The 21,344-nt window shown below is 44.0% G+C and carries 20 protein-coding genes; 12 read left to right on the top strand and 8 right to left on the bottom strand.

What is annotated here, in order from left to right; genetic code table 11:
- The first annotated feature begins 7 nt into the window (after positions 1-7).
- The 3 genes from C1S74_RS25360 to C1S74_RS25350 all read left to right on the top strand — a co-directional run bounded on the left by C1S74_RS25360 (position 8) and on the right by C1S74_RS25350 (position 2,524).
- Positions 8-397, top strand: a complete 390-nt coding sequence (locus C1S74_RS25360; RefSeq protein ID WP_045398943.1) for a cytochrome b562 — start codon at positions 8-10, stop codon at positions 395-397.
- Between the two features lie 173 nt (positions 398-570).
- A complete protein-coding gene (locus tag C1S74_RS25355) occupies positions 571-930 on the top strand; it encodes a hypothetical protein (RefSeq protein ID WP_082037672.1) in 360 nt (119 codons plus the stop codon).
- Positions 931-1,084: 154 nt separating this feature from the next.
- Positions 1,085-2,524 (top strand): PepSY-associated TM helix domain-containing protein, encoded by a 1,440-nt coding sequence (locus C1S74_RS25350; RefSeq protein ID WP_045398749.1) that lies wholly within the window; start codon positions 1,085-1,087, stop codon positions 2,522-2,524.
- Between the two features lie 51 nt (positions 2,525-2,575).
- Here the strand turns inward: C1S74_RS25350 and gloA2 are convergent, their stop codons facing one another.
- From gloA2 to C1S74_RS25335, 3 genes are all read right to left on the bottom strand, one after another.
- Positions 2,576-2,959 (bottom strand): SMU1112c/YaeR family gloxylase I-like metalloprotein, encoded by a 384-nt coding sequence (gloA2, locus tag C1S74_RS25345; RefSeq protein WP_045398748.1) that lies wholly within the window; start codon positions 2,957-2,959, stop codon positions 2,576-2,578.
- Between the two features lie 30 nt (positions 2,960-2,989).
- The gene (locus C1S74_RS25340) at positions 2,990-3,919 is read right to left on the bottom strand and encodes a LysR family transcriptional regulator (RefSeq protein ID WP_045398747.1); all 930 of its coding nucleotides are present in this window, start codon (positions 3,917-3,919) and stop codon (positions 2,990-2,992) included.
- A gap of 77 nt (positions 3,920-3,996) precedes the next feature.
- Positions 3,997-4,470: a hypothetical protein gene (locus C1S74_RS25335; RefSeq protein WP_045398746.1), complete on the bottom strand. Its 474-nt coding sequence runs from the start codon at positions 4,468-4,470 to the stop codon at positions 3,997-3,999.
- A 274-nt stretch (positions 4,471-4,744) separates the two neighbouring features.
- Here C1S74_RS25335 and C1S74_RS25330 point away from each other — a divergent pair, with 274 nt between their 5' ends.
- The 9 genes from C1S74_RS25330 to tdh all read left to right on the top strand — a co-directional run bounded on the left by C1S74_RS25330 (position 4,745) and on the right by tdh (position 16,290).
- Positions 4,745-5,428, top strand: a complete 684-nt coding sequence (locus C1S74_RS25330) for a spondin domain-containing protein (RefSeq protein WP_045398745.1) — start codon at positions 4,745-4,747, stop codon at positions 5,426-5,428.
- 9 nt (positions 5,429-5,437) lie between these two features.
- On the top strand, positions 5,438-6,133 hold the full coding sequence (locus tag C1S74_RS25325) for a spondin domain-containing protein (protein WP_045398744.1): 696 nt from the start codon (positions 5,438-5,440) through the stop codon (positions 6,131-6,133).
- 146 nt (positions 6,134-6,279) lie between these two features.
- Positions 6,280-7,011, top strand: coding sequence for a response regulator transcription factor (locus C1S74_RS25320; RefSeq protein ID WP_045398743.1), 732 nt, complete (start codon positions 6,280-6,282; stop codon positions 7,009-7,011).
- Between the two features lie 43 nt (positions 7,012-7,054).
- On the top strand, positions 7,055-8,428 hold the full coding sequence (locus tag C1S74_RS25315; protein WP_045398742.1) for a sensor histidine kinase: 1,374 nt from the start codon (positions 7,055-7,057) through the stop codon (positions 8,426-8,428).
- 501 nt (positions 8,429-8,929) lie between these two features.
- Positions 8,930-10,330, top strand: coding sequence for an aminotransferase class V-fold PLP-dependent enzyme (locus C1S74_RS25310; protein WP_045398741.1), 1,401 nt, complete (start codon positions 8,930-8,932; stop codon positions 10,328-10,330).
- Between the two features lie 63 nt (positions 10,331-10,393).
- Positions 10,394-11,326, top strand: coding sequence for a transporter substrate-binding domain-containing protein (locus tag C1S74_RS25305; RefSeq protein WP_045398740.1), 933 nt, complete (start codon positions 10,394-10,396; stop codon positions 11,324-11,326).
- Positions 11,323-13,650, top strand: a complete 2,328-nt coding sequence (locus C1S74_RS25300; RefSeq protein ID WP_045398739.1) for a putative bifunctional diguanylate cyclase/phosphodiesterase — start codon at positions 11,323-11,325, stop codon at positions 13,648-13,650. Before C1S74_RS25305 ends, C1S74_RS25300 begins: the two co-directional genes overlap by 4 nt.
- Before the next feature lie 212 nt (positions 13,651-13,862).
- Positions 13,863-15,056: a glycine C-acetyltransferase gene (locus C1S74_RS25295; protein WP_045398738.1), complete on the top strand. Its 1,194-nt coding sequence runs from the start codon at positions 13,863-13,865 to the stop codon at positions 15,054-15,056.
- Between the two features lie 202 nt (positions 15,057-15,258).
- Complete coding sequence (gene tdh, locus C1S74_RS25290) at positions 15,259-16,290, top strand: L-threonine 3-dehydrogenase (protein ID WP_038891494.1); 1,032 nt, start codon at positions 15,259-15,261, stop codon at positions 16,288-16,290.
- Between the two features lie 320 nt (positions 16,291-16,610).
- Here tdh and C1S74_RS25285 read toward each other — a convergent pair whose 3' ends face one another.
- The 5 genes from C1S74_RS25285 to C1S74_RS25265 form a co-directional block, all read right to left on the bottom strand.
- Positions 16,611-17,507: a sugar transferase gene (locus tag C1S74_RS25285; RefSeq protein ID WP_052437297.1), complete on the bottom strand. Its 897-nt coding sequence runs from the start codon at positions 17,505-17,507 to the stop codon at positions 16,611-16,613.
- 64 nt (positions 17,508-17,571) lie between these two features.
- Positions 17,572-18,444 (bottom strand): UTP--glucose-1-phosphate uridylyltransferase GalU, encoded by an 873-nt coding sequence (gene galU / locus C1S74_RS25280; protein WP_045398737.1) that lies wholly within the window; start codon positions 18,442-18,444, stop codon positions 17,572-17,574.
- Complete coding sequence (locus C1S74_RS25275) at positions 18,441-19,187, bottom strand: glycosyltransferase family 2 protein (protein ID WP_045398736.1); 747 nt, start codon at positions 19,185-19,187, stop codon at positions 18,441-18,443. The genes galU and C1S74_RS25275 overlap by 4 nt, the downstream gene beginning before the upstream one ends.
- 46 nt (positions 19,188-19,233) lie before the next feature.
- The gene (locus C1S74_RS25270; RefSeq protein WP_045398735.1) at positions 19,234-20,400 is read right to left on the bottom strand and encodes a nucleotide sugar dehydrogenase; all 1,167 of its coding nucleotides are present in this window, start codon (positions 20,398-20,400) and stop codon (positions 19,234-19,236) included.
- On the bottom strand, positions 20,397-21,341 hold the full coding sequence (locus C1S74_RS25265) for a glycosyltransferase family 2 protein (protein ID WP_045398734.1): 945 nt from the start codon (positions 21,339-21,341) through the stop codon (positions 20,397-20,399). The genes C1S74_RS25270 and C1S74_RS25265 overlap by 4 nt, the downstream gene beginning before the upstream one ends.
- Between the last annotated feature and the right edge of the window lie 3 nt (positions 21,342-21,344).

The raw sequence follows: 21,344 nt of genomic DNA, 5'->3' as shown, positions 1-21,344 counted from the left end.
AGTGAAGATGTTACGTCCTTTAGTGTTGGGGTGTGTGATTGCGTTTGGCTCAACGTACGCAATGGCAGAAGCCGTCGATTTAAAACAAAACATGAAGCAGATGAAGATGGAATTCAAACAGGCGGCAGAAGCGTCTGATGTTGAAACCATGAAATTTGCGATTGATAGCTTGCAAGCGATCGTTGAACAATCTAAGCGTGGTAATTACCCACCAGAGAAGTTCGATATCTACCTAGAAGGCTTTAACAAGCTGACGGTAACGTTAGATAAGATTGAAGCGGATCTTGATGCGGGCAAGCTAGAAGAGGCGAAAAACCAACTGCGTGAAATCGATAGTCTTCGTGAAGAGTACCACGACAAACGCAACCCAAGTATTTGGAGCAAACTGTTTAGCTAACCGTTTATCCAAATTGAAGAAATGACCATCAGCCTGCCATTTCGGCGGGCTTTTTTGTGCCTGTCAATCGAGGTATTCAAGAAAACCTGTGAGGTAGCAGCCACTTATTGATCCTGTTTTTGAGCTACTACTCAGAATTGGTTACGCTATGTGAAATTTGTTAAGTTACCGTTATGCGTAGATTAATTCCTTTTTACCGCTCCATGCTATTCGCTAGCGCTCTAAGTTGGGTACTAGTGACGCTGATGCCTGTTATCAATGCTCATGGTAACAGCATGGGTGTGTGGGCGACGTTATGTACGCTTAACGGCTTTGAATTGGTTCAGATAGAAGAGGGCGACAATTCTGTCAGCCATAAAGGCAAGCCTTGTCCTTTTAGCCACTTCTCGACTTTTCATCACGATACACTTCCAACGACACCGATACTTTCAAGACTGAGCTCGGTGATTTCTGACAGCTACACTTATTTGGCTCTAAGTGTGCGATTTGAAACGCCAGTTCCTCGTGCTCCCCCAATTTCCTTTTTCTCATAACAAAAACAATTACAAGTAAATAAAGCCAACAACACTGCCACTTCGAGCAGTGGTACTCCCGAATCTTCGTCAAATAGCGCCGCATACAAATGCGTATGTGCAGGATTCTTTTGGCTGAATTTGGGCGTTTAACTATGAAAAAAGGAAAATACATATGTTGAGAAACTCGGCAAAGCCTCAACTCAAGGAAGCCTCGCGCGCAAAATCCATCTACTTTATGACGTGGCGATGGCACTTCTACGCAGGACTGTTCGTCATTCCATTTATGCTCATGCTTTCCCTTACAGGGTTAGTGATGCTGTTTGATGATGAAATCGAACTTGCTCTGTATGAGACGACATTACAAGTTTCGCCACAAGAGCAAACCGTACCTATCTCCGCACAACTAGGATCAGTAAAGCAGGCGTATCCTGATTATAATGTCACCCAATTTGTGCCTGCAAAAACATCAGACGTCGCCAATCGATTCTCAATTCAAAAGCAAGATGGTCGTTCATTGATTGTTGCGGTGAACCCTTACACCGGAGACGTGCAAGGTACTATCAATCGCGGTGACAGTATTTATGAGTTGATGAACAGCATCCACGGTACCTTGCTCATCGGTGATTTGGGCGATCGTTTGATAGAAATCGCAGCGAGCCTTGGTATTTTACTCTTGGTTTCTGGTTTGTACTTATGGCTACCAAGAGATAATGCAAGCCGCGCTGGCTTTCTGAAAATCCGCTTTGGCAACGGCACTCGTATTTTGATGCGTGATCTGCATGCGAACTTGGGTGGTGTGTTGTCGATCGTGCTGCTGTTCTTTTTGATCTCCGGCCTGTCTTGGGCAGGAGTTTGGGGCGCAAAAATGATGCAGGCGTGGAATACCTTCCCGACCTATTACTCGTGGGGTGAAAAGCCTGAATCGACATTGACGCATAAAGGCCTTAATCATGGCGCTGCAGAAGAAATGCCATGGAACTTAGAGCTAGCAGCGGTGCCAGAGTCGAAAGACAAACCAGCGCATGACCATGCGAATATGGAGCAAGAAGTGGGTTATGCGGGCAACCATCAAGCGATGTCGATTGACGATATTATCCTCAAGGCAGAATTGATGGGCTTCACTGGATATAAACTCTTCTTACCACGTTCAGAGACGGGCGTTTATACGGTTGCTGCCAACTCGATGGGCGGTGATATTTCCGATCCAAGACAAGATCGCACTAGTCACTTTGACCAATATTCCGGTCGCTTGTTGGTGGACGTGACATGGCAAGATTACAGTCTGTTTGCCAAGTTCATGGCGGCGGGCGTGTCACTGCACCAAGGTGATGTCAGTGTGCTTAACAAAGTGCTCAACGTGGTGTTCTGTTTGGCGTTCATTTTAATCTCAATCACAGGTGTGGTGATGTGGTGGATTCGTCGCCCTAGCCGCAGTGCAGCATTGGGTGCGCCACCTAAGTTTCAGCAAGACGGCATTTGGAAGCTTGGTTTGGCAACGTTAGTCGTACTGTGCCTGGCGTTCCCGATGGGCGGTTTGGCGATTGTTACGGTTCTCGCACTCGATTGGCTGTTGTTCAAGCGCGTCGAGAAGCTGAAAACGGCGTTGAATTAGTAACAGGTAAAGAGTGGAATAGTAAAAGAGCCAGCGAAGTGCTGGCTCTTCTTATTTCTGGTAAATCTCCAGTGGCAAGCCATCTGGGTCTTGGAAGAAGGTAAATGCTTTGCCTGTGAATTCGTCAATACGAATTGGCTCAACTTCAACGTCATTCGATTCTAGGTAGGCTTTCACCTGTTCAACATCATTAACCAAAAACGCGAGATGTCGCAGGCCTTGTGCTTCAGGAAAGCTCGGTCTCTCTGGTGCGCCCGGAAAGCTAAACAGTTCCACTTGGCTGCCGTCAGGTAAGGCGAGGTCAAGCTTGTATGAGTCTCTGGCTTCACGATAATTTTCAGCAAGGATTTTGAACCCCAACACTTCAGTGTAAAAGCGTTTTGACCTTGGGTAGTCGCTGCAAATGATCGCGACGTGATGAATGGCATTAAACATGGTTAGCCTCTTCAAACATGGCTCGTATCCTCAAGCATGGTTAGTGTCCTCGGAGACTAAATGCTCCTTAACGAAGTCGATAAACACGCGCAGACGAGCAGGCATGTATTTGGTTTGTGCATACTGCATCGCGATAGCGCCATGGTAGTTACTCTTGATCATCCAATCCGGCAATACCTCCACCACTTCTCCTTGCTCTAACGCGTCTTTGATCACGAAGTCATGGAAGATCCCAATTCCCAAGCCAGACTTAACCCCGTTCAAGCGCATTTGAGAGTGGTTGACAGCGTAGCGTCCACTTACTGCAATCGAATGAAAGGCTTCCTCTTTAAAGAACGACCAGATGTTGTCTTTGTCGTTCTCGGCAAGGTAAATACAATCGTGCTGCTCAAGTTCAGTCGGATGCTCAGGCATACCGTGTTTGGTTAGGTAATCTGGAGAGGCACATAAAACGAGATTGGTCTTGCTGAGCTCTTTGAGTACCAGATTCTCATCGGGTTTGTCAGTGAGCTTAAACGCGACATCAATACCTTGGCGGAAAAGATCAATCTCACCATCTGCTGCACGCAGCTTAAGCTGAATATTTGGATAACGTTCTAGGAATGGCAACACAAACGGTTGAAGCACCGAATTAAGAAATGCTTCAGGAGCTGCCACTGTGAGTGCGCCTGTGGGCTCGGCATGATCTTCCGCAGATAGCTCAACGGCTTGCTGCGCGGCATTCACCATTGCGATGCTTTGGTCGTAAACCTTTTGCCCAGCTTGAGTGATGATCAACTTACGAGTCGTGCGCTCAAACAGTTTGACCGAGAGGGCTTGCTCTAATCGGGTGATCAACTTACTTAAAGCCGATGGCGTCACGCCGAGTTGTTTGGCTGCAGCGGTAAAACTGCCTTCGTTTACCACTAAGATAAACGAAGCAAGATCAGGAAGTAGGGCAATGAGTTTTGGATTAACCATAATTGTTCAGTTCTGCGCAGCGGAATAACGATATTGTCTGGTACGGTTTCACGAGGTTCAAGTGTCACCGTCTCGCTTTAACGATATTTTGCCAAAAATGCATTGAGTGCAGGCAAGCCAGATTCACCAGTATGGTATTGCTGCCAACAGCGATAAATGGCCGTTTCGTGGTCTGCAATCAACTCGATAGCTTCTTGCTCAGCGATTGAATACTGCTGTGAAGCTTTCACTTCTTCATGCCACTCTCGATACTTGACCTCATAAGGCTCCACCCATTTCAGAAGAGTCGCCACCAACTCTTGCCATGGTAAACCAATCCATTTGCTTGCATCAGCAAAGCCTTTATCCAGCATCTCTTGGTGTCGATTTTCGATATCCATGCCATTTGTCAGCAGTACAGGTTTGAGCTTTTCTGCGGTGATCTCTTCCACTTCAATCAAGGTTTGCCACAGTGTTTGTTGTTCACTTTGGGCGCAATGGCTCAAGTAGTGGTTGAAAAAAGCGATGCCGTAGATTTCGCCATAGTAGGCAGACAGAACGTTATGAATCATGGTGAGAATCGTGATTTAAACAGAGAATACCGCATTGTAGGAGGGGATAGCGCGAAGTGTAAATACAAAAGTGCTGTTGACAGAATTCGAACAGAACTTGTGAGAATTTTATGAGAATTCGATGAAGTTGCTGATAGATTTGCTCGTCATTCTTAGAGGCAAGAACGCAAAACGTTCGAAACGTAATGCTTAACCTACTCAAGTCACGAACAAAGAAGTAAAGCCGTACACATGGGCTTGGGTAGTTCAACCCTCATTAAAGGATGGAATCACAATGAAAAAACGTACCCAACTCGGACTCGTCATGACTTCAGTCGCTATGGCACTAGGCTCTGCATCAGTGAATGCGGCGGAATTGGAAATCACCGTGACAAACGCAACCAAAGGCATCTACTTTACGCCACTTATTGTTGCCGCACATGGCTCTGACCTTCAAATGTTCAGAACGGGTCAAGCAGCAACGCCAGAACTAGAAGCAATGGCAGAAGGCGGCGACATCTCTGGTCTTGCTAGTGTGATTGGTAACGCTGGTGGTGCGGTGGTTGAGAATCCTGCTGGTGGTATTTTGAATCCGGGTGTTGCAACCACCTTCACCTTGGACAGTGGCGACCACGGTTATCTCTCTCTGAGCGCGATGTTGCTGCCAACCAATGATGGTTTCGTTGGTCTAGATAGCTGGAAGATTCCAACTGAAGCGGGCACATACCGAGCAACACTAAGAAGTTACGATGCCGGCACAGAAGCGAACGATGAACTTGCCTCTAGCATGCCAAACCCACCTTTCATTACCTTTGGTACTGGCGGCACAGGCATTGAAGCAACAGTAACTAACGACAAAGTTCACGTGCATCCGGGTAACCTTGGTGATAGCGACCCAACTGGCGGCATCAGTGACCTAGACAGCAGCAGCCATCGTTGGTTAAACCCAGTCGCAACCATCACCATCGTTGTGAAGTAAGGGGGATGTATGAAATACAGAATCTTACTAGTAGCAGCTTCAGTCGGCTTGCTCGCCGGTTGTCCAAGCGATGATGATAATGACGTAGTGAAATCGTACCGTTACACCGTCAACGTGGCGAACTTGACTGCGAATCAACCTATGTCTCCGCTCGCGGTACTTACTCACAATGGTGACTACCAACTGTTTGAAATTGGACAAGCTGCATCTGTTGAACTTGAGCATCTTGCCGAAGGCGGTAGTAATGCAGAGCTGATTGAATTGATGAACAGCAATGACAGTGTTTACCAAGGTATTTCGGGTAATGGATTGGTGTTGCCGGGGGCATCGGACGAAGTCACCATCACGGTTGACCCTAGTCGTTACGGTTACTTGTCTGTGGCGTCTATGTTTGTGAATACCAACGATGCCTTTGTTGGCGAAACTGGGCTATCGCTCAAATCGCTCGCAGTGGGTGAAAGTTATGAAATGAGCATGAACGTTTGGGATTCCGGTACAGAACTGAACGATGAGTTTGCCGCAACCATACCAGGCCCAGCGGGTGGCGGAGAGGGCTTCAATGCCGCTCGTAATGACAGCAATGACGTCGTTGCATTCCATGTGGGTGTTGTTAGCCAAGATGATGGATTAGCAAACTCAGCACTTTCTGCGAACCATCGTTTCTTGAACCCTGGTGCGAAAGTCACCATCACTCGGGTCGAGTAATACAGGCTCCGATGACGTCTCCTTTCCAAAGCGCTTGTAGCCAAGTGCTTTAACCCTCATGGCGTCATCGGTGCCTTTTTTGAAAGAAATGCGGGCTTGTTCCGGTCATGTGCAAAGTGAGGATACTCAACCGCAGGGAAAGGACCATGGAACAGCAGGCAATCAATTTAGTCGCGAACATTTTGCTGGTGGAAGACGATGATGATTTGGCAGAACTGGTTCAAATGCATCTCAAGTTTCAAGGACATCAAGTGTCGCGGGTAACGAATGTCGCCGAAGCCAAAGCGCAATACCAGCAACAACCTTTTGATTTACTCATTCTTGACCGAGGTTTGCCAGACGGTGACGGCTTAGATATCTGCCATTATTTACGTCAGCAACAAGATTGGAGCCCAGTACTCATCTTGACGGCCAGAGACGGTGAAATGGACAAGGTTGACGGTTTAGAAGCGGGCGTTGATGACTACATCACTAAGCCATTTAGCGTATTAGAATTCCAAGCGCGAGTACGAAACGTATTACGACGGGTGAGTCAAACCGTCGAAGTACAATCTGAAAGAACCAATCTCGAAGACTGCATGGATTTTGGTCCTTTAAGAATTATCCCTGAATTGCATCAAGTCTCGCTCAATGACAAAGATGTCACCCTAACTGCAACTGAGTTCACTCTATTGCAGTTTCTTGCGACTCGACCGGGTAGAGTTTATAGCAAAGATGAACTGCTCGATCATGTGTGGAATACCAGTCACTCGGGCTACCATCACACAGTGTGTAGCACCGTAAATCGCCTACGCAGTAAGTTGTCTTTGTCTGACTCTGAGCATCACTTTATTCAAACGGTCTGGGGCGTGGGGTACAAGTTTCAGCCACGACAATAACTTTTCTCTTCCAGTCATTAGTGCTGTTTAAGGAGGCGATAGGATGAGCTTCAAATCTCGCTTAGTGGTATTTACTAGCTTGTGGTTTTGCCTCGCGGCAGTGGTGATTGCACTGACTTACAATTGGCAAAAAGAAACCATTGAGTTACGCACTAAGCAAAGCCTACACAAAGAGCTAGCTAGCCACATGCGTGATGATAATCCGCTGATGATCGGTACGGATTACAATCCTAAAGCGCTCAAGTCTATCTTTCATACACTGATGCTGATCGGCCCTGATTTTGAAATCTACTTCCTCGATAGCCAAGGCAATATCACCACCCATGCAGCACCGGAAGGGGCGGAGATCATGGGGGCGGTGGATCTCAATCCCATTAAGCAATTCTTAAATGACCAACCCTTTCCTATTTTGGGCGAAGACCCACGTAATCGTGGTGAACACAAAGTCTTTTCTGTCGCGGCGATAGAAGAATTGGGCTCTACGGTCGGCTATCTCTATGTGGTGATTGGTAGTACCCGACATGACGCCATTGCCAATGCTCAAGTCGATACCCCTTACATAGCACTTGCAGGATTAGTGCTGGTGTCGATTTTAGGTTTTGCATTGGGTGCGTATGTACTGGTAAAACGCAGCTTACTGAATCCCATTGAGCGCGTAACTAATCAACTTCAACAACAAGCAGAACATGATTTCCGTTTGCAGCCGGATTTCACTCACCAAGTTCCGGAGTTAGTGCCGATTGCACGTTCTTATCAAATGATGGCAAAGCATATCCAGCAACAGTTTTTGCAGTTGGAGTATCAATCGTCGCATCGTCGTCAAAGCTTGTTGCAGCTCAGTCATGATTTAAAAACGCCGTTATCGAGTGTGCTCGGCTATTTGGAAACGTGGCGTTTGCAACATCCGGAATCCGATCCTTTGATTGATGTCGCTTTCCGAAACTGTGAGAAGCTCTCAACTCAATTGCATTCTTTGCTGGATGCCGCGCGCAAAGAAGCACCAATGCCGAATTATGAATATCGCCCTGTCGAGCTTAGCGCTTTAATGGCCGAATGTGCTGAGACAATGCAAAGCCAGTTTTCACGAAAAGAGGTAGAACTCAAAGTTGAAGTGGAAGATAAGATTAAAACCGTCGGCGATAAAGGGTTGCTAGAGCGTTTAGTGCTTAACTTATTGGAGAATGCACTCCGTCACAGCCCAATTGGTTCAGCAGTGCATTGCCAAGCCCATTTGAGTGAAGATAAGACTCGAATTCATTTTACCTTCATTAACCATATCGAAAAGAATGCTGAAGGTGGCTCTTTAGGCATCGGCACGAAGATCGTGCAGTCTATTTTGATGCTTCACCATAGCTATTTAGAAACCAACGCCACGCCATCTCAGTACCAACAAAAATTCACGCTTCGAGCGGTTTAATCTCGGAATATATAGCGTCTATCCCTCTTCCTAGGCGCTTTATCCTCTTTTTCTTATTTGTCGTTCTGTTAATAAATAGCTCTATTGCTTAATAATTCGCCATGGTTGTTATTCCAACAAATGAATGATAATCCTGCTGAATTAAATTTATTATGTTACATATTTAACGTGCTATATCTTGATATTAACCTTGTTGTCTAAATTACGATATAAAATATCACAAATGGCATTTTTATCGTAATTATATATTATAAAATGCGATTTACTTTATATTGGAAATAAGTGTTTTAATGAATATACAAGTATGTGTCTGTTTGCTTATAAAAAAGGGGGGAAGTTGTTGCTTATATCATCATATGGAATGAAAAAGTGGAACTAGAGTCACTTAATGGCAGCTGAAAAATCTAAACTATCTGGTGATGAGGTAATAATGTTTTAGTAACAGATAGTTACGGATTCATAATTAATAATATGGCTAAACTTCCGACAAGGATCGAAAAGATGAGCGACAAGGAATCTATTCAGACTAATCGCAGCCGCCGCAATTTCTTAAAAGGTGCAACTGGTGCAGTTGTGGCTGGCGTCAGTGCTTCCGCGTTTTCTGGTGCTGTACAAGCAAAGGAACAGAATATCGACTGGAGCAGGCTAGGTAAAAAGAACGATAAACGCTTTTGGCGTAAAGTTCAAAAGCAGTTCGTATTGGATAAGCGAACGACTTACATGAACGTGGGGACTACAGGCTCGATGCCAAAATCAGTTCTAGAAGGTTACGAGCACAACAACAAGTTGGTAGCAAAGTATCCTTGGGATATGAAGAATAAATTTGGTAGCTTCCCTTACGTATCAGAGATGATTAAAGACATTGCTCCTGGCTTTGGGGCAAATGCGGACGAGATTGTACTAAGCCGAAATACGACAGATGGCTTATGTTCTATTATTAACGGCCTGCATTTTGAACCGGGTGATGTAATCCTAACGACTCACCATGAACACGTTGCTGCAACGTCACCAATGAACGTGGCAAAACATCGCTTCGGTGTGGACGTGGTAGAAATTCAACTGCCGGTTTTCACCGGTACAGAAAACGTGACGGAAGAAGATTACATTCAAGCCTTCCGCGATGCGATTGAAACCCACCACAATGTTCGTCTTATCGTGTTCTCTCATATTACCTACAAAACCGGTACGACTCTCCCTGCTAAAGCTATCTGTTCTCTAGCAAAGCAACACAGTATCCCAACCTTAGTTGACGGCGCGCACACTGTTGGCATGTTCGATCTAGATTTTCACGATATGGATTGTGATTTTTATGCAGGATCTGGCCATAAATGGCAGTGTGGTCCAGGCGCGACAGGTATCTTGTATGTACGTGATGACGGTAACCGTTTGAATGAGTATTGGAGTGACCGTGATAACCCATTATGGTTGATAAACTCGTCGCTTTCTCATGCTGATTACCTAGGTAAGCAGCTGCAAATGCAATACATTGGTAACGATAACTACCCAGCAAAACAAGCACTTGCTGATAGCTGTAAAATGTGGGATGAGATCGGCCGTGACCGTATTGAAGAACGCATTTTAGAATTGAGTGACCAATGTAAGACACTGCTTAGTGAAGCGTTACCTTATGCGAAGATGTACTCACCAAACGTGGAAGGCTTAACCAGCGGTCTGACTACCTTTAACCCTTTTGATGATGTGACTGATGAGGAGCGCCTAACATTGTTCCGTGATCGCCTTCGTGAGGAGTATGGCTACATCATTCGTACGACAAGCTTCAAGTTGTACAAAGACGATTCGTTTGAAACGCACGCACTGCGTATCTCTACTCATTTATTCCACGATGACGGAGATGTAGAAGGTCTAGTCGAAGCGATTGCAGACCTTTACTACTCATTCTAACGCTGTTGTTATGCACCAAAGCGCCCTTGATTGGGCGCTTTATGAAAGAGAGGGATATTCACCATGTCAGTGAAAACAATTAAGCAAACCATGGCCAGTCTTGCTATTGGTGTGGCGATGTTGCTATCGACTCAGACCTCTGCTGGTGATTTGCAAGATATCAAGGACAGTGGCGTGTTGCGTCATATTGGTGTGCCTTATGCCAACTTTGTTTCCTACATCGATCAAGGTGAAATGCAAACATTGACGGGGTTGGATGTTGATATCGTTAAAGGCTTTGCTAAGTCTCTAGGCGTACGTTACCAATACATCCCTGCTCAGTGGAACAATGTGGTTGGTAAACTGACAGGCCAGCAAGTCGCATACAAAGATGCGCAATTGATGCTGGGTGAAAAGATGCCGATTGAAGGTGACCTTATTGCCAATGGTGTTACCATTCTTGAGTGGCGAAAAGAGGTCATTGACTTTTCAAATGATTATTTTCCTTCCGCAGTATGGCTGGTGGCTCGGACCGACTCCAACCTAACACCAATTACACCAACGGGTTTAGTGGAAAACGATATCAAAAAGGTGAAAGCGCTCATCAATGGACGTGAAGTATTAGCAATGGAGCACTCGTGTCTGGACCCAAACCTCTACAACCTCTACGATACGGGGGCCAAGGTTATCCTGCCTGATGGTCAACGTCGATTGAATGAGATGGTGCCAGCCATCATGAAAAACGATGCAGAAAGTACGCTGCTTGATGTCGCTGATACACTGATTGCATTAGAAAAATGGCCTGGGGAAATCAAAGTCATCGGCCCTATATCAGAAAACCAAAAAATGGCGGTTGCCTTCCGTAAAGACTCTCCTGAATTAAGAGCCGCATTTAACCAATACTTAAATTCAATTAAGCAAGATGGGACATACCAGGCCTTGGTTGAGAAATACTACCCATCTATTTACTATTTTTATAATGACTACTTCTTAGAAGATAGTAAGAAAGATATATGAGAAAGTCTGTAAAAAAAATATCAAGTCAAAAGATCATCACCGTCAGTGCGATATTGGTATCGCTCTATTTGGCGATGATTATTACGGTAACAAGTTTAGGTCAACATAAATTAAAAGATTCACAGCACCGAGAACTCGATCTAAAGGTTAAAAGTTATGCAGGTACCCTTGATAATTTATTTACGATTGCCAGCGAAGATATAGACCATTTATCGACCGATAAAACGGTGCAAACCTTTTTCGCCAACCTTGCATCAGGTATGTCGATGGAGTATGGCTTAGGCGCAAGTTTGATCAATTTAAAACGCAAACTGCAAGAAAAGTCAGGAACCAAAATCGTCAATAATCAAGTGATCTACAACCAGCTAACTTTGATAGGTCTTGATGGCTCGACCATTGTCACAACAGGCCAAAAATCCGATCATCGTGTTGATACTTCGCGTTTACTGAATGATCACGATCACAGTGAAGAAGTCAGAGCGGTGCGTGAAGATGGCAAAGTACTGATCCAGGTGATCAAGCAAGTCATGTTCTCAGGTAAGCCTGTCGGCTATTTGATTGCTGATATCAACGAGAAGGTGGTGATTTCCCAACTGACCAATCAGGAGCATGAGGACAGTTACAGTCGCATGGTACTGAAAATCAATAATGTAGAAATGGAAGTGTGGGATTCCATCAGCCGTAAGTTGGAACAGGAAAACATCACCGAGCCAGAAGTGCTAGCTCAAGAGCTAAAAGAAAAAATCTATTTCGAAGTGCCAATGGAACATCATCATTTCAAATTGATGGCTTGGTTTGAGTCTCTCAGTGAACGCGACATCTATACTTCTCGAATTTTTATTTCCGGATTAAGTATTCTCGCTATTCTGATTGTGTTTGGTCTGTTGTATGCGTTCAACCTCAACAACACTCGTGTCGAACTGAAGATCAAACTGGAAGAAGAGAAGAAACGCAAAGATTTCTTATCTCAGCAAAACCAACGCCTAACTAGTGAGATTGAGCGTCGTAAATCATCCGAAATGGAACTGGCGTATCAAGCCAAGCACGATGCATTAACCGGTTTACCAAATCGAGTTTATGGTTCTGAGCGTCTTGGATTGGAGCTGTCACGCGCTGAACGCACAGGCTCTAGCGTACTGGTGATGTTCATCGACCTTGACCATTTCAAACAAATCAATGACTCGATGGGACACTTTGTTGGTGATGAGATCCTCAAACTGAGTGCTGAGCGGCTTCATCAGGCGGTGCGGAAAAGCGATTTGTTGGCACGAATTGGCGGTGATGAGTTCTTATTGGTGATTCCAGACTTAGACAACGCCGACAGTGCTAAGCGCTTTGCCGCAACTGTATTGTCTGTGTTTAACGAGCCGTTTGTTTGGCAAAATCATGAATTCTTCTTGTCCGCAAGCGTGGGTATGTCTGTCTATCCAGAAGATGGCAATAACTCAGAGCAGTTACTCGCGTGTGCTGACATGGCGATGTACCGCGTGAAGCAAGATGGCCGCAACGCATTTTGTTTCTATGACCACAATATGAACCAAGATCTCCAACGTTTCTTAGACTTGGAAAGCCGTTTGCGTCACGCGATTTCTCACGATTTATTAGAGCTTTACTACCAACCGATCATCGATCTCAATAGTGGCGCGATTGTGGGAGCAGAAGCCTTGATGCGTTGGAATGACGAGAAGTTCGGTTTCGTGAATCCAGAAGAGTTTATCTCGATTGCCGAGAAGAATGGTTTGATTCACCAACTGGGTGACTTTGCGATTCGTCAAGCGTCTCAACAAGCGGCACAGTGGCAGACTATTTCGCCTTTGTTTGTGTCTGTGAATTTCTCGAGCGTGCAATTTCGTTACTGCGATCGTTTATTGGAACAAATCAAACAGCACCTCAAAGAGTCTGGGTTACCAGCCGAGATGTTTGATGTAGAAGTAACGGAAAGCCTTTTGTTCAACCACAGCAACGAGCTGATGGGGATGTTGGACGAGTTGCGCTCACTTGGCGCAAAGCTGACAATTGATGATTTTGGTACCGGTTATTCCGCATTAAGCTACTTGCAGAAGTTCCCGTTTGATCGCCTCAAAATCGACCGTAGCTTCTTGCAGAACATGTTTGAGAATGAGTCCGACCGTGAGCTTGTGAACGTGATTATTGCGATGGCGAAAGCGCTGAATCTGAAGATTGTCGCAGAAGGCATCGAAGAACAGCGTCATGTGGATTACCTGAAAAACCTAAACTGTGAGTTCGGACAAGGTTTCCACTATAGCCGACCATTACCTGCTAAGGACTTTGAAGCACTTTTAGCTAAGCCGACTTGGCTATAATCCCTTTCATTACAACCTCATTGAAAAGCATTAACTGGATTCGTGCCTCGGATTCATTAATGCTTTTCCACCTTGAGGGATAATCGTTTTTCCTTCCTTGAATTACACTACACTTAATTGATAAGTAAGTGCCTGTGACCCCTGTCACATAAAGGCTCAACCTAATTCTAATCGAGTAAAAACTCGACAAAATAAACAGGAAGGAATTGCGAATGTCTTCTGCATTTTACCAACAGATTGAACAGCAAATTGAAGAAGTGAAGGCGGAAGGTCTTTACAAAGCAGAGCGTATTATCACGTCTCAACAGCAAGCGGCTGTTAAAATCTCTACTGGTGAAGAAGTACTAAACTTCTGTGCGAACAACTACCTTGGTCTTGCTAACCACCCAGCACTTATCGAAGCGGGTAAAGCAGGCATGGACGAGCACGGTTTTGGTATGGCTTCAGTACGTTTCATCTGTGGTACTCAAGACATCCACAAAGAGCTTGAGCAGAAGCTTTCTAAGTTCCTAGGTAAAGAAGACACGATTCTTTACACATCATGTTTCGACGCAAACGCGGGCCTATTTGAAACGATTCTAGGCAAAGAAGACGCAATCATATCTGACTCTCTAAACCACGCGTCAATTATCGACGGTGTTCGTCTATGTAAAGCGATGCGTTTCCGCTACTCAAATAACAATATGGAAGAACTAGAGCAACAACTGATCGCTGCGAAAGAAGCGGGTGCTCGCCACATTCTTATCGTAACTGACGGCGTGTTCTCAATGGACGGCGTAGTGGCAAACCTTCCAGCTATCTGTGACCTAGCAGAGAAGTACGGCGCATTGACGATGGTTGATGACTCTCACGCTGTTGGCTTCATGGGGAAAACAGGTGCAGGTACGCACGAGCACCACAACGTGGTTGACCGTATCGACATCATCACTGGTACGCTAGGTAAAGCAATGGGCGGCGCTTCAGGCGGTTACACGTCTGGTAAAGCGGAAGTGATTGACTGGCTACGTCAGCGTTCTCGTCCATACCTATTCTCTAACTCTGTTGCACCAGCAATCGTAAGCGCTTCTATTCGCGTTCTAGACCTACTAGAAGAGAGCGGTGACCTACGTGACCGCCTATGGGAAAACGCAGCACACTTCCGTACTCGTATGGAAGACGCAGGCTTCACAATGGGTGGTGCTGACCACGCAATCATTCCAATCATGCTTGGCGACGCAAAAGTAGCAGCAGAATTCGCAGAGCGCGCTCTAGAGAAAGGCATCTACGTAATCGGCTTCTCATTCCCTGTTGTACCAAAAGGTCAAGCGCGTATCCGTACTCAAATGTCTGCGGCGCACTCTCGTGAGCAACTAGACCGTGCAATCGACGCGTTTATCCAAGTTGGTAAGGACATGGGCATCATCTAAGTTTCGTTTCCCCTTCCTAGCCTCCTCCTAAGCATAGGGGAGGGATTAGATAGGAAGGAGAAAGAGCTTACGTTTAAAGATAAAAAGGCTTTCCCAACTCTTCAGAGTCGGCTCATGGGCAAAGCCTTTATTTCTTCTTTAAACGCATTAGATGAAAGAATTTTTTGTCACGCATAGAGCGGGGCAATGTTTGGTGAATACTATGAAAATTAAAGCATTATCAAAGCTAAAGCCTGAACAAGGCATCTGGATGACTGAGGTTGATAAACCTGAAGTTGGCCATAACGACATTCTGATCAAAATTAAGAAAACCGCTATCTGTGGTACAGACGTACACATCTACAACTGGGACGAATGGTCACAAAAGACAATTCCAGTACCTATGGTTGTCGGTCACGAATACGTGGGCGAAGTGGTTGCGATTGGCCAGGAAGTTCGTGGCTTTGAAATCGGTGACCGCGTATCTGGCGAAGGTCACATCACGTGTGGTCACTGTCGTAACTGTCGTGGCGGCCGTACTCACCTATGTCGTAACACGATTGGTGTGGGCGTTAACCGTGAGGGTGCATTCGCAGAATACCTAGTGATCCCAGCGTTCAATGCGTTCAAGATCCCTGAAGGCATCTCTGACGATCTAGCGTCTATCTTTGACCCGTTTGGTAACGCAGTACACACCGCGCTTTCTTTCGACCTAGTAGGCGAAGATGTACTGATCACTGGTGCTGGCCCAATCGGCATCATGGCAGCGGCAGTAGCGAAACACGTTGGTGCTCGTCATGTAGTGATCACAGACGTGAACGAATACCGCCTAGAACTTGCTCGTAAGATGGGCGTAACGCGCGCAGTAAACGTTGCTGAAGAGAAGTTAGAAGACGTAATGTCTGAGCTAGGCATGACAGAAGGTTTCGACGTAGGCCTAGAAATGTCTGGTAACCCAGCAGCATTCAACTCTATGCTAACGACTATGAACCACGGTGGTCGCATTGCACTGCTAGGTATTCCACCATCAGACATGGGTATCGACTGGAACCAAGTTATCTTCAAAGGCTTGGTGATCAAAGGTATTTACGGTCGTGAAATGTTCGAAACTTGGTACAAGATGGCTTCACTGATCCAATCTGGTTTGGATCTATCGCCAATCATCACGCACCACTACAAGATTGATGACTTCCAAGAAGGCTTCGACGTAATGCGCAGCGGTATGTCAGGCAAGGTTATTCTTGATTGGGAATAAGGGAAGTAGGGTTAGGTAGGAGTTGTATGATTTGAGTGAGTTCTTAATGTGAATGTTGGTTATTCAAACGAATGAATTAGTAAATATGAATTGCTACATGTAACTCTTTTTGACCTATCAAAGTGTCCCATAGTTTATGGGACACTTTTGTATCTAACACTATGTAATTTTTAACTAATGTTAGAGAGTTTTCACTGTACCGCATTTTCCACACTGCTCTTCCTTAATATTATTCTTTACTGATTTCGGTACGTATTACACTGACTTCTACGACCACATTGAATTTCAATGTGTTGGAAGAGTCGGCTAGTGTTCCTCTTTTACTGACCCATGCCAAACAAAACGACTTTCACCGTTTTGGTCAGAATCTTAAGGTCGACCATTAGCGATTGGTTTTTGATGTAGTGAACATCATAACGGTGTTTCCATTTCGCATCTTCCAATGATTCACCGTAAGGGTAGGAAACCTGAGCCAACCCAGTGATGCCAACGTGTGCTGCGTGGCGGAAACGGTAGTAAGGTATCTCTTTCTCCAAATCCTGGATGAACACTTCACGTTCTGGACGTGCGCCAACCATCGACATTTCACCTTTGAGGACGTTGATCAGTTGAGGTAGTTCGTCGATGCGCGTTTTACGAATAAACTTACCGACACGAGTGACTCGCATATCGTTTTTACTCGCCCATTGCGCGCCGTTCTTTTCTGCATCCATACCCATTGAGCGGAACTTAATGACCTTAAATGGTTTGTTGTAGCGTCCTACACGTTCCTGCTTAAAGAAAACGTCACCCTCTGATTCCAATTTGATTGCAGCCGCTGTTATTAACCCGATAGGGATGGCGATTGGAGCAAGTAAAGCGACCATCATTAAATCTAAGAGTCGTTTCTGCAATTCGTAGTGTTTTTTGCGTAGGATAGAAAACGATTTATGTTGCAAGAAGTAATCAGGGTGTAGCAGCTCTAACTCAATGTAACCGACTTTCTTTGATAGATACTCTGAAAGTGGTTCAATCGTCGCGCCGTATTTTGTCGCTTTGATTAGTAAATCATGAGTCTCTTTACTTAATTGCGAACTCATGAAATGGCAAATCTGTTGATTCCGGAAAATATCTAAGTCAGTTTTGTTAATCGAGTAATTTAATTTGTGTTTATCTAGAATTTGAATAACTAGATTTTCGTATTCTGATGGACAGTAGACGTTAATAATGTTTTTCATTGCACATACCAAAAGAAAAGGGCGCTAGACAGCACCCTTTTAAAATAAAACAATTAAATTTTATTTAATGTTCGAGGAAGTTTTTAAAATCGGAACCAATCGAATGGTGCCGCAACGCATATTTGAAAAATGCTTTGGCATATCCTAGTTTGTCACCACAATCATGGGATTCACCAGTCATGTGATACGCTTCTACGGCTTCGATTTCGATAAGTGCGTCAATTGCGTCGGTCAATTGGATTTCGCCACCTGTGCCGACTTGGGTTTGCTCTAGCAGATCCCAAATTCGATGGGAGAGAACATAGCGGCCAACGATTGCAAGGTTAGATGGGGCAACCGATGGATCTGGCTTCTCGACCATAGCCTTAATTTTTGACGACTCACTAGGCTTCAACAACTCGCCGCCAATGTCAGCGATCCCGTACTTGAATGTTTCTTCCATTGGTACAGGCTCAACCAAGATTTGCGACGCATTGAAACGGTTAAAGCGCTCGATCATTCCTGCAAGATTCTCTGTGGCTTGGTCTGCTGTGTATTCATCTAGAATCACATCAGGAAGCACCACAACAAAATCATCATCACCTATCATAGGTTTAGCACACAGAACCGCATGGCCTAAACCCAACGCTTTACCTTGTCGAACGTGCATAATGGTGACATCAGGCGGGCAGATAGAACGGATTTCGTCTAACTGTTGACGCTTGACACGTTGCTCAAGTGTGGTTTCTAACTCGAATGATGTATCGAAATGGTTTTCGATAGCGTTTTTAGAAGAGTGGGTAACAAGTACGATTTCTTTTATACCGGCTGCGACACACTCGTTTACGATGTACTGAATTAGCGGCTTATCAACTAACGGTAACATCTCTTTAGGAATGGCTTTCGTTGCGGGCAACATGCGAGTGCCAAGGCCTGCGACTGGAATTACTGCTTTCATGCTTTTGATTTCTTAACGCCGTAATAAAAATAGTTCACAAAGTTATATAGACTTGTTTTTAAATCTAATTTTTCTACTTCACGGTATAAACGCCATTGGAATTTTGCCGCAGTTAGTTTATTTGATGAAACACTGTTTTCCTGAACGGCTAAGTAATCAGCTAGAACTTCATTATAACAGTGAGCATACTCAACTTGCTTTAAAATACGCAACCATAAACCCATATCTTGACGCTTTGAAATGTTAGGCATGAATACCTTACCAATTCGTTGTGTGTCGTAGATAGCGGTTAAGCACCCGATACTATTTGATTTCAAAATGTCTTTGTAGGTTAGTTTGCTTTTAGGGAAAAACGCTCCTAATAATGTACCGTTTGCATGATATCGGTTATACGGTGTGTAACTCAATTCAACGTTATTATCCAGCATGAACTGAATTTGTTTTTCTAACTTTGTTTCATGCCAAAGGTCATCACTATCAAGAAAAGCGATAAATCGCCCTTTTGCTATGGAGATACCTGTATTTCTTGCAACGGCAGCACCACCGTTCCAGCTACTCCTAATTAACTTTATCCGTGGTTCATTTGAGATGAATCGTTCAATAATTTCTAATGAACCATCTGTAGAACAATCATCAACAATGATCATTTCCCAATTTTGGTAAGTTTGATTCATTACAGACTTTATAGTCTTTTTAATTGTGTTCTGGCAATTAAAAGACGGTGTGATAATAGATACTAACATTCACGACGACATCAAAAAGGGTGCAGTTCAGCACCCTATGAAATTATTAATCGTTACCGAACAAGTCACGTGTGTAAACTTTGTTCTCAACGTCAGATAAAACTTCATCCATGCGGTTAGAGACGATGACATCCGTAATCACCTTAAATTTTTCTAAGTCGGTCATTACTTCAGAACCAAAAAATTCACTTTCTTGTAGAACAGGTTCGAATACTACGACTTTCACGCCCTTAGCTTTAATGCGCTTCATTACACCCTGAATCGAGGACGCGCGGAAATTATCTGAGCCCGATTTCATGACTAGTCGGTAGATACCTACAACTTTCGGGTTCTTGCTTAGAATCGATTCTGCTACGAAATCTTTACGAGTTCGGTTAGCGTCTACGATTGCACTGATCATGTTGTTTGGTACATCCTGATAGTTAGCTAGAAGCTGCTTTGTGTCCTTTGGTAGACAGTAACCACCATAACCAAAACTAGGGTTGCAGTAGTGATTTCCAATGCGAGGGTCTAACGTTACCCCCTCAATGATTTGACGTGAGTCTAATCCGTGTTTTTCTGCGTATGTATCTAGCTCGTTAAAGTAAGCAACACGCATCGCTAGGTAAGTGTTGGAAAACAGCTTGATTGCTTCAGCTTCCGTTGAATCCGTAAACAGTGTTTCTACTTCCGGCTTATTTGAGCCTTGCTTTAATAGGTTAGCGAACTGTTCTGCACGTTCTGAACGCTCACCGATAACAATACGAGACGGGTATAGATTATCGTATAAAGCTCGTCCCTCGCGTAGGAATTCAGGACTAAATATAACGTTATCTGTTCCTAACTCTTTTTTAACTCGTTCAGTGAACCCTACTGGAACCGTAGACTTTATTACCATTACTGCATTCGGGTTAGCTTCTAAAACCTCATTGATTACTTTTTCAACCGTAGAGGTATCGAAGTAGTTAGTCATTGGGTCGTAATCGGTTGGGGTAGCGATAACAACAAAGTCAGCGTCTTTATAAGCAAGTTCTTTATCGGTTGTTGCTACCAGATTTAGTTTTTTTTTAACTAAGTAATCCGCAATTTCTTTATCTTCGATTGGGGATACTTTAGCGTTGATAAGTAGAACTTTGTTGAGGTCAACCTCTAGTGCGGTTACTTGGTTATGCTGTGCTAGTAGCACAGCATTTGATAGACCAACGTATCCAGTTCCAACGATTGTTATTTTCATGATCTATTTCTGTACTTTAACTTCGATATTTTGAACCAAAATTTAATTATCGGTAATGAAGTTTTGGCAACAGTCATTACAAATTTTCTTTTATTCGATAATGACAACCTAGGTCTTTTTAGGACATGAGATGTTGAGATTAACGATTCGAACAATTCACAACTTTTATTTTCGCACTTAATTACTAGACCAATTCGGTAAAGATAGTTCATACCCACGTATTGGTCGAACGAATCGTGTAGGTTTTCACTGATTTTTTCTCTTGTTTTGTCAAACAGAGAAATTGATCGAATTCTTTCTGAACTAACTATAGATGTAGCAGACGTTCCAGTAATAGTATAAACGAACATAGGTTTGTTTATATATTTTATCTTGTGTGAATTGGACATAACCTCAATTTGAAAGTTTATGTCCTCTGAATACTTATATCCAACGTCAAACGTTATGTTATTCTGTATTAATACGGATTTCTTAACACAGAATGAACAAATGCATTGATAAACTGTCTTTGACAAAAACAGTTTAATAAACTCATCACCTACAAACTCGGAGTTTTCAATTCTGTAGTTTGTATAATCCGAAACAGAACCATTTTTTTCAACAAGGTATCCCCATGATATTAAGTCGTATCCATCCTCAATACGTTTTTTTAATTCGCAGAATAAGTTTTTATTAAATCGATCATCTGCATCAAGGAAAATTACATATTCAAAGAATGAATTTAATATTCCTGTATTACGAGCTTTCGATACCCCCCCGTTTTTTTGCTTGATGTATTTCAAGTTATCGTATTTTGATACAACTTCTATTAGATTATCCGAAGACCCATCATCAACGATTATTATCTCAAAATCTAATTTTGTTGTCTGTTCAAAAATTGAATTAATTGCAGTTTCGACAAACTTAGATGCGTTATAGCATGGTATAACTACACTAATCATGAC

It is taken from the genome of Vibrio hyugaensis, from assembly GCF_002906655.1.
GTDB lineage: Bacteria > Pseudomonadota > Gammaproteobacteria > Enterobacterales > Vibrionaceae > Vibrio > Vibrio hyugaensis.
This window is presented reverse-complemented; position numbering and strand designations above follow the sequence as displayed.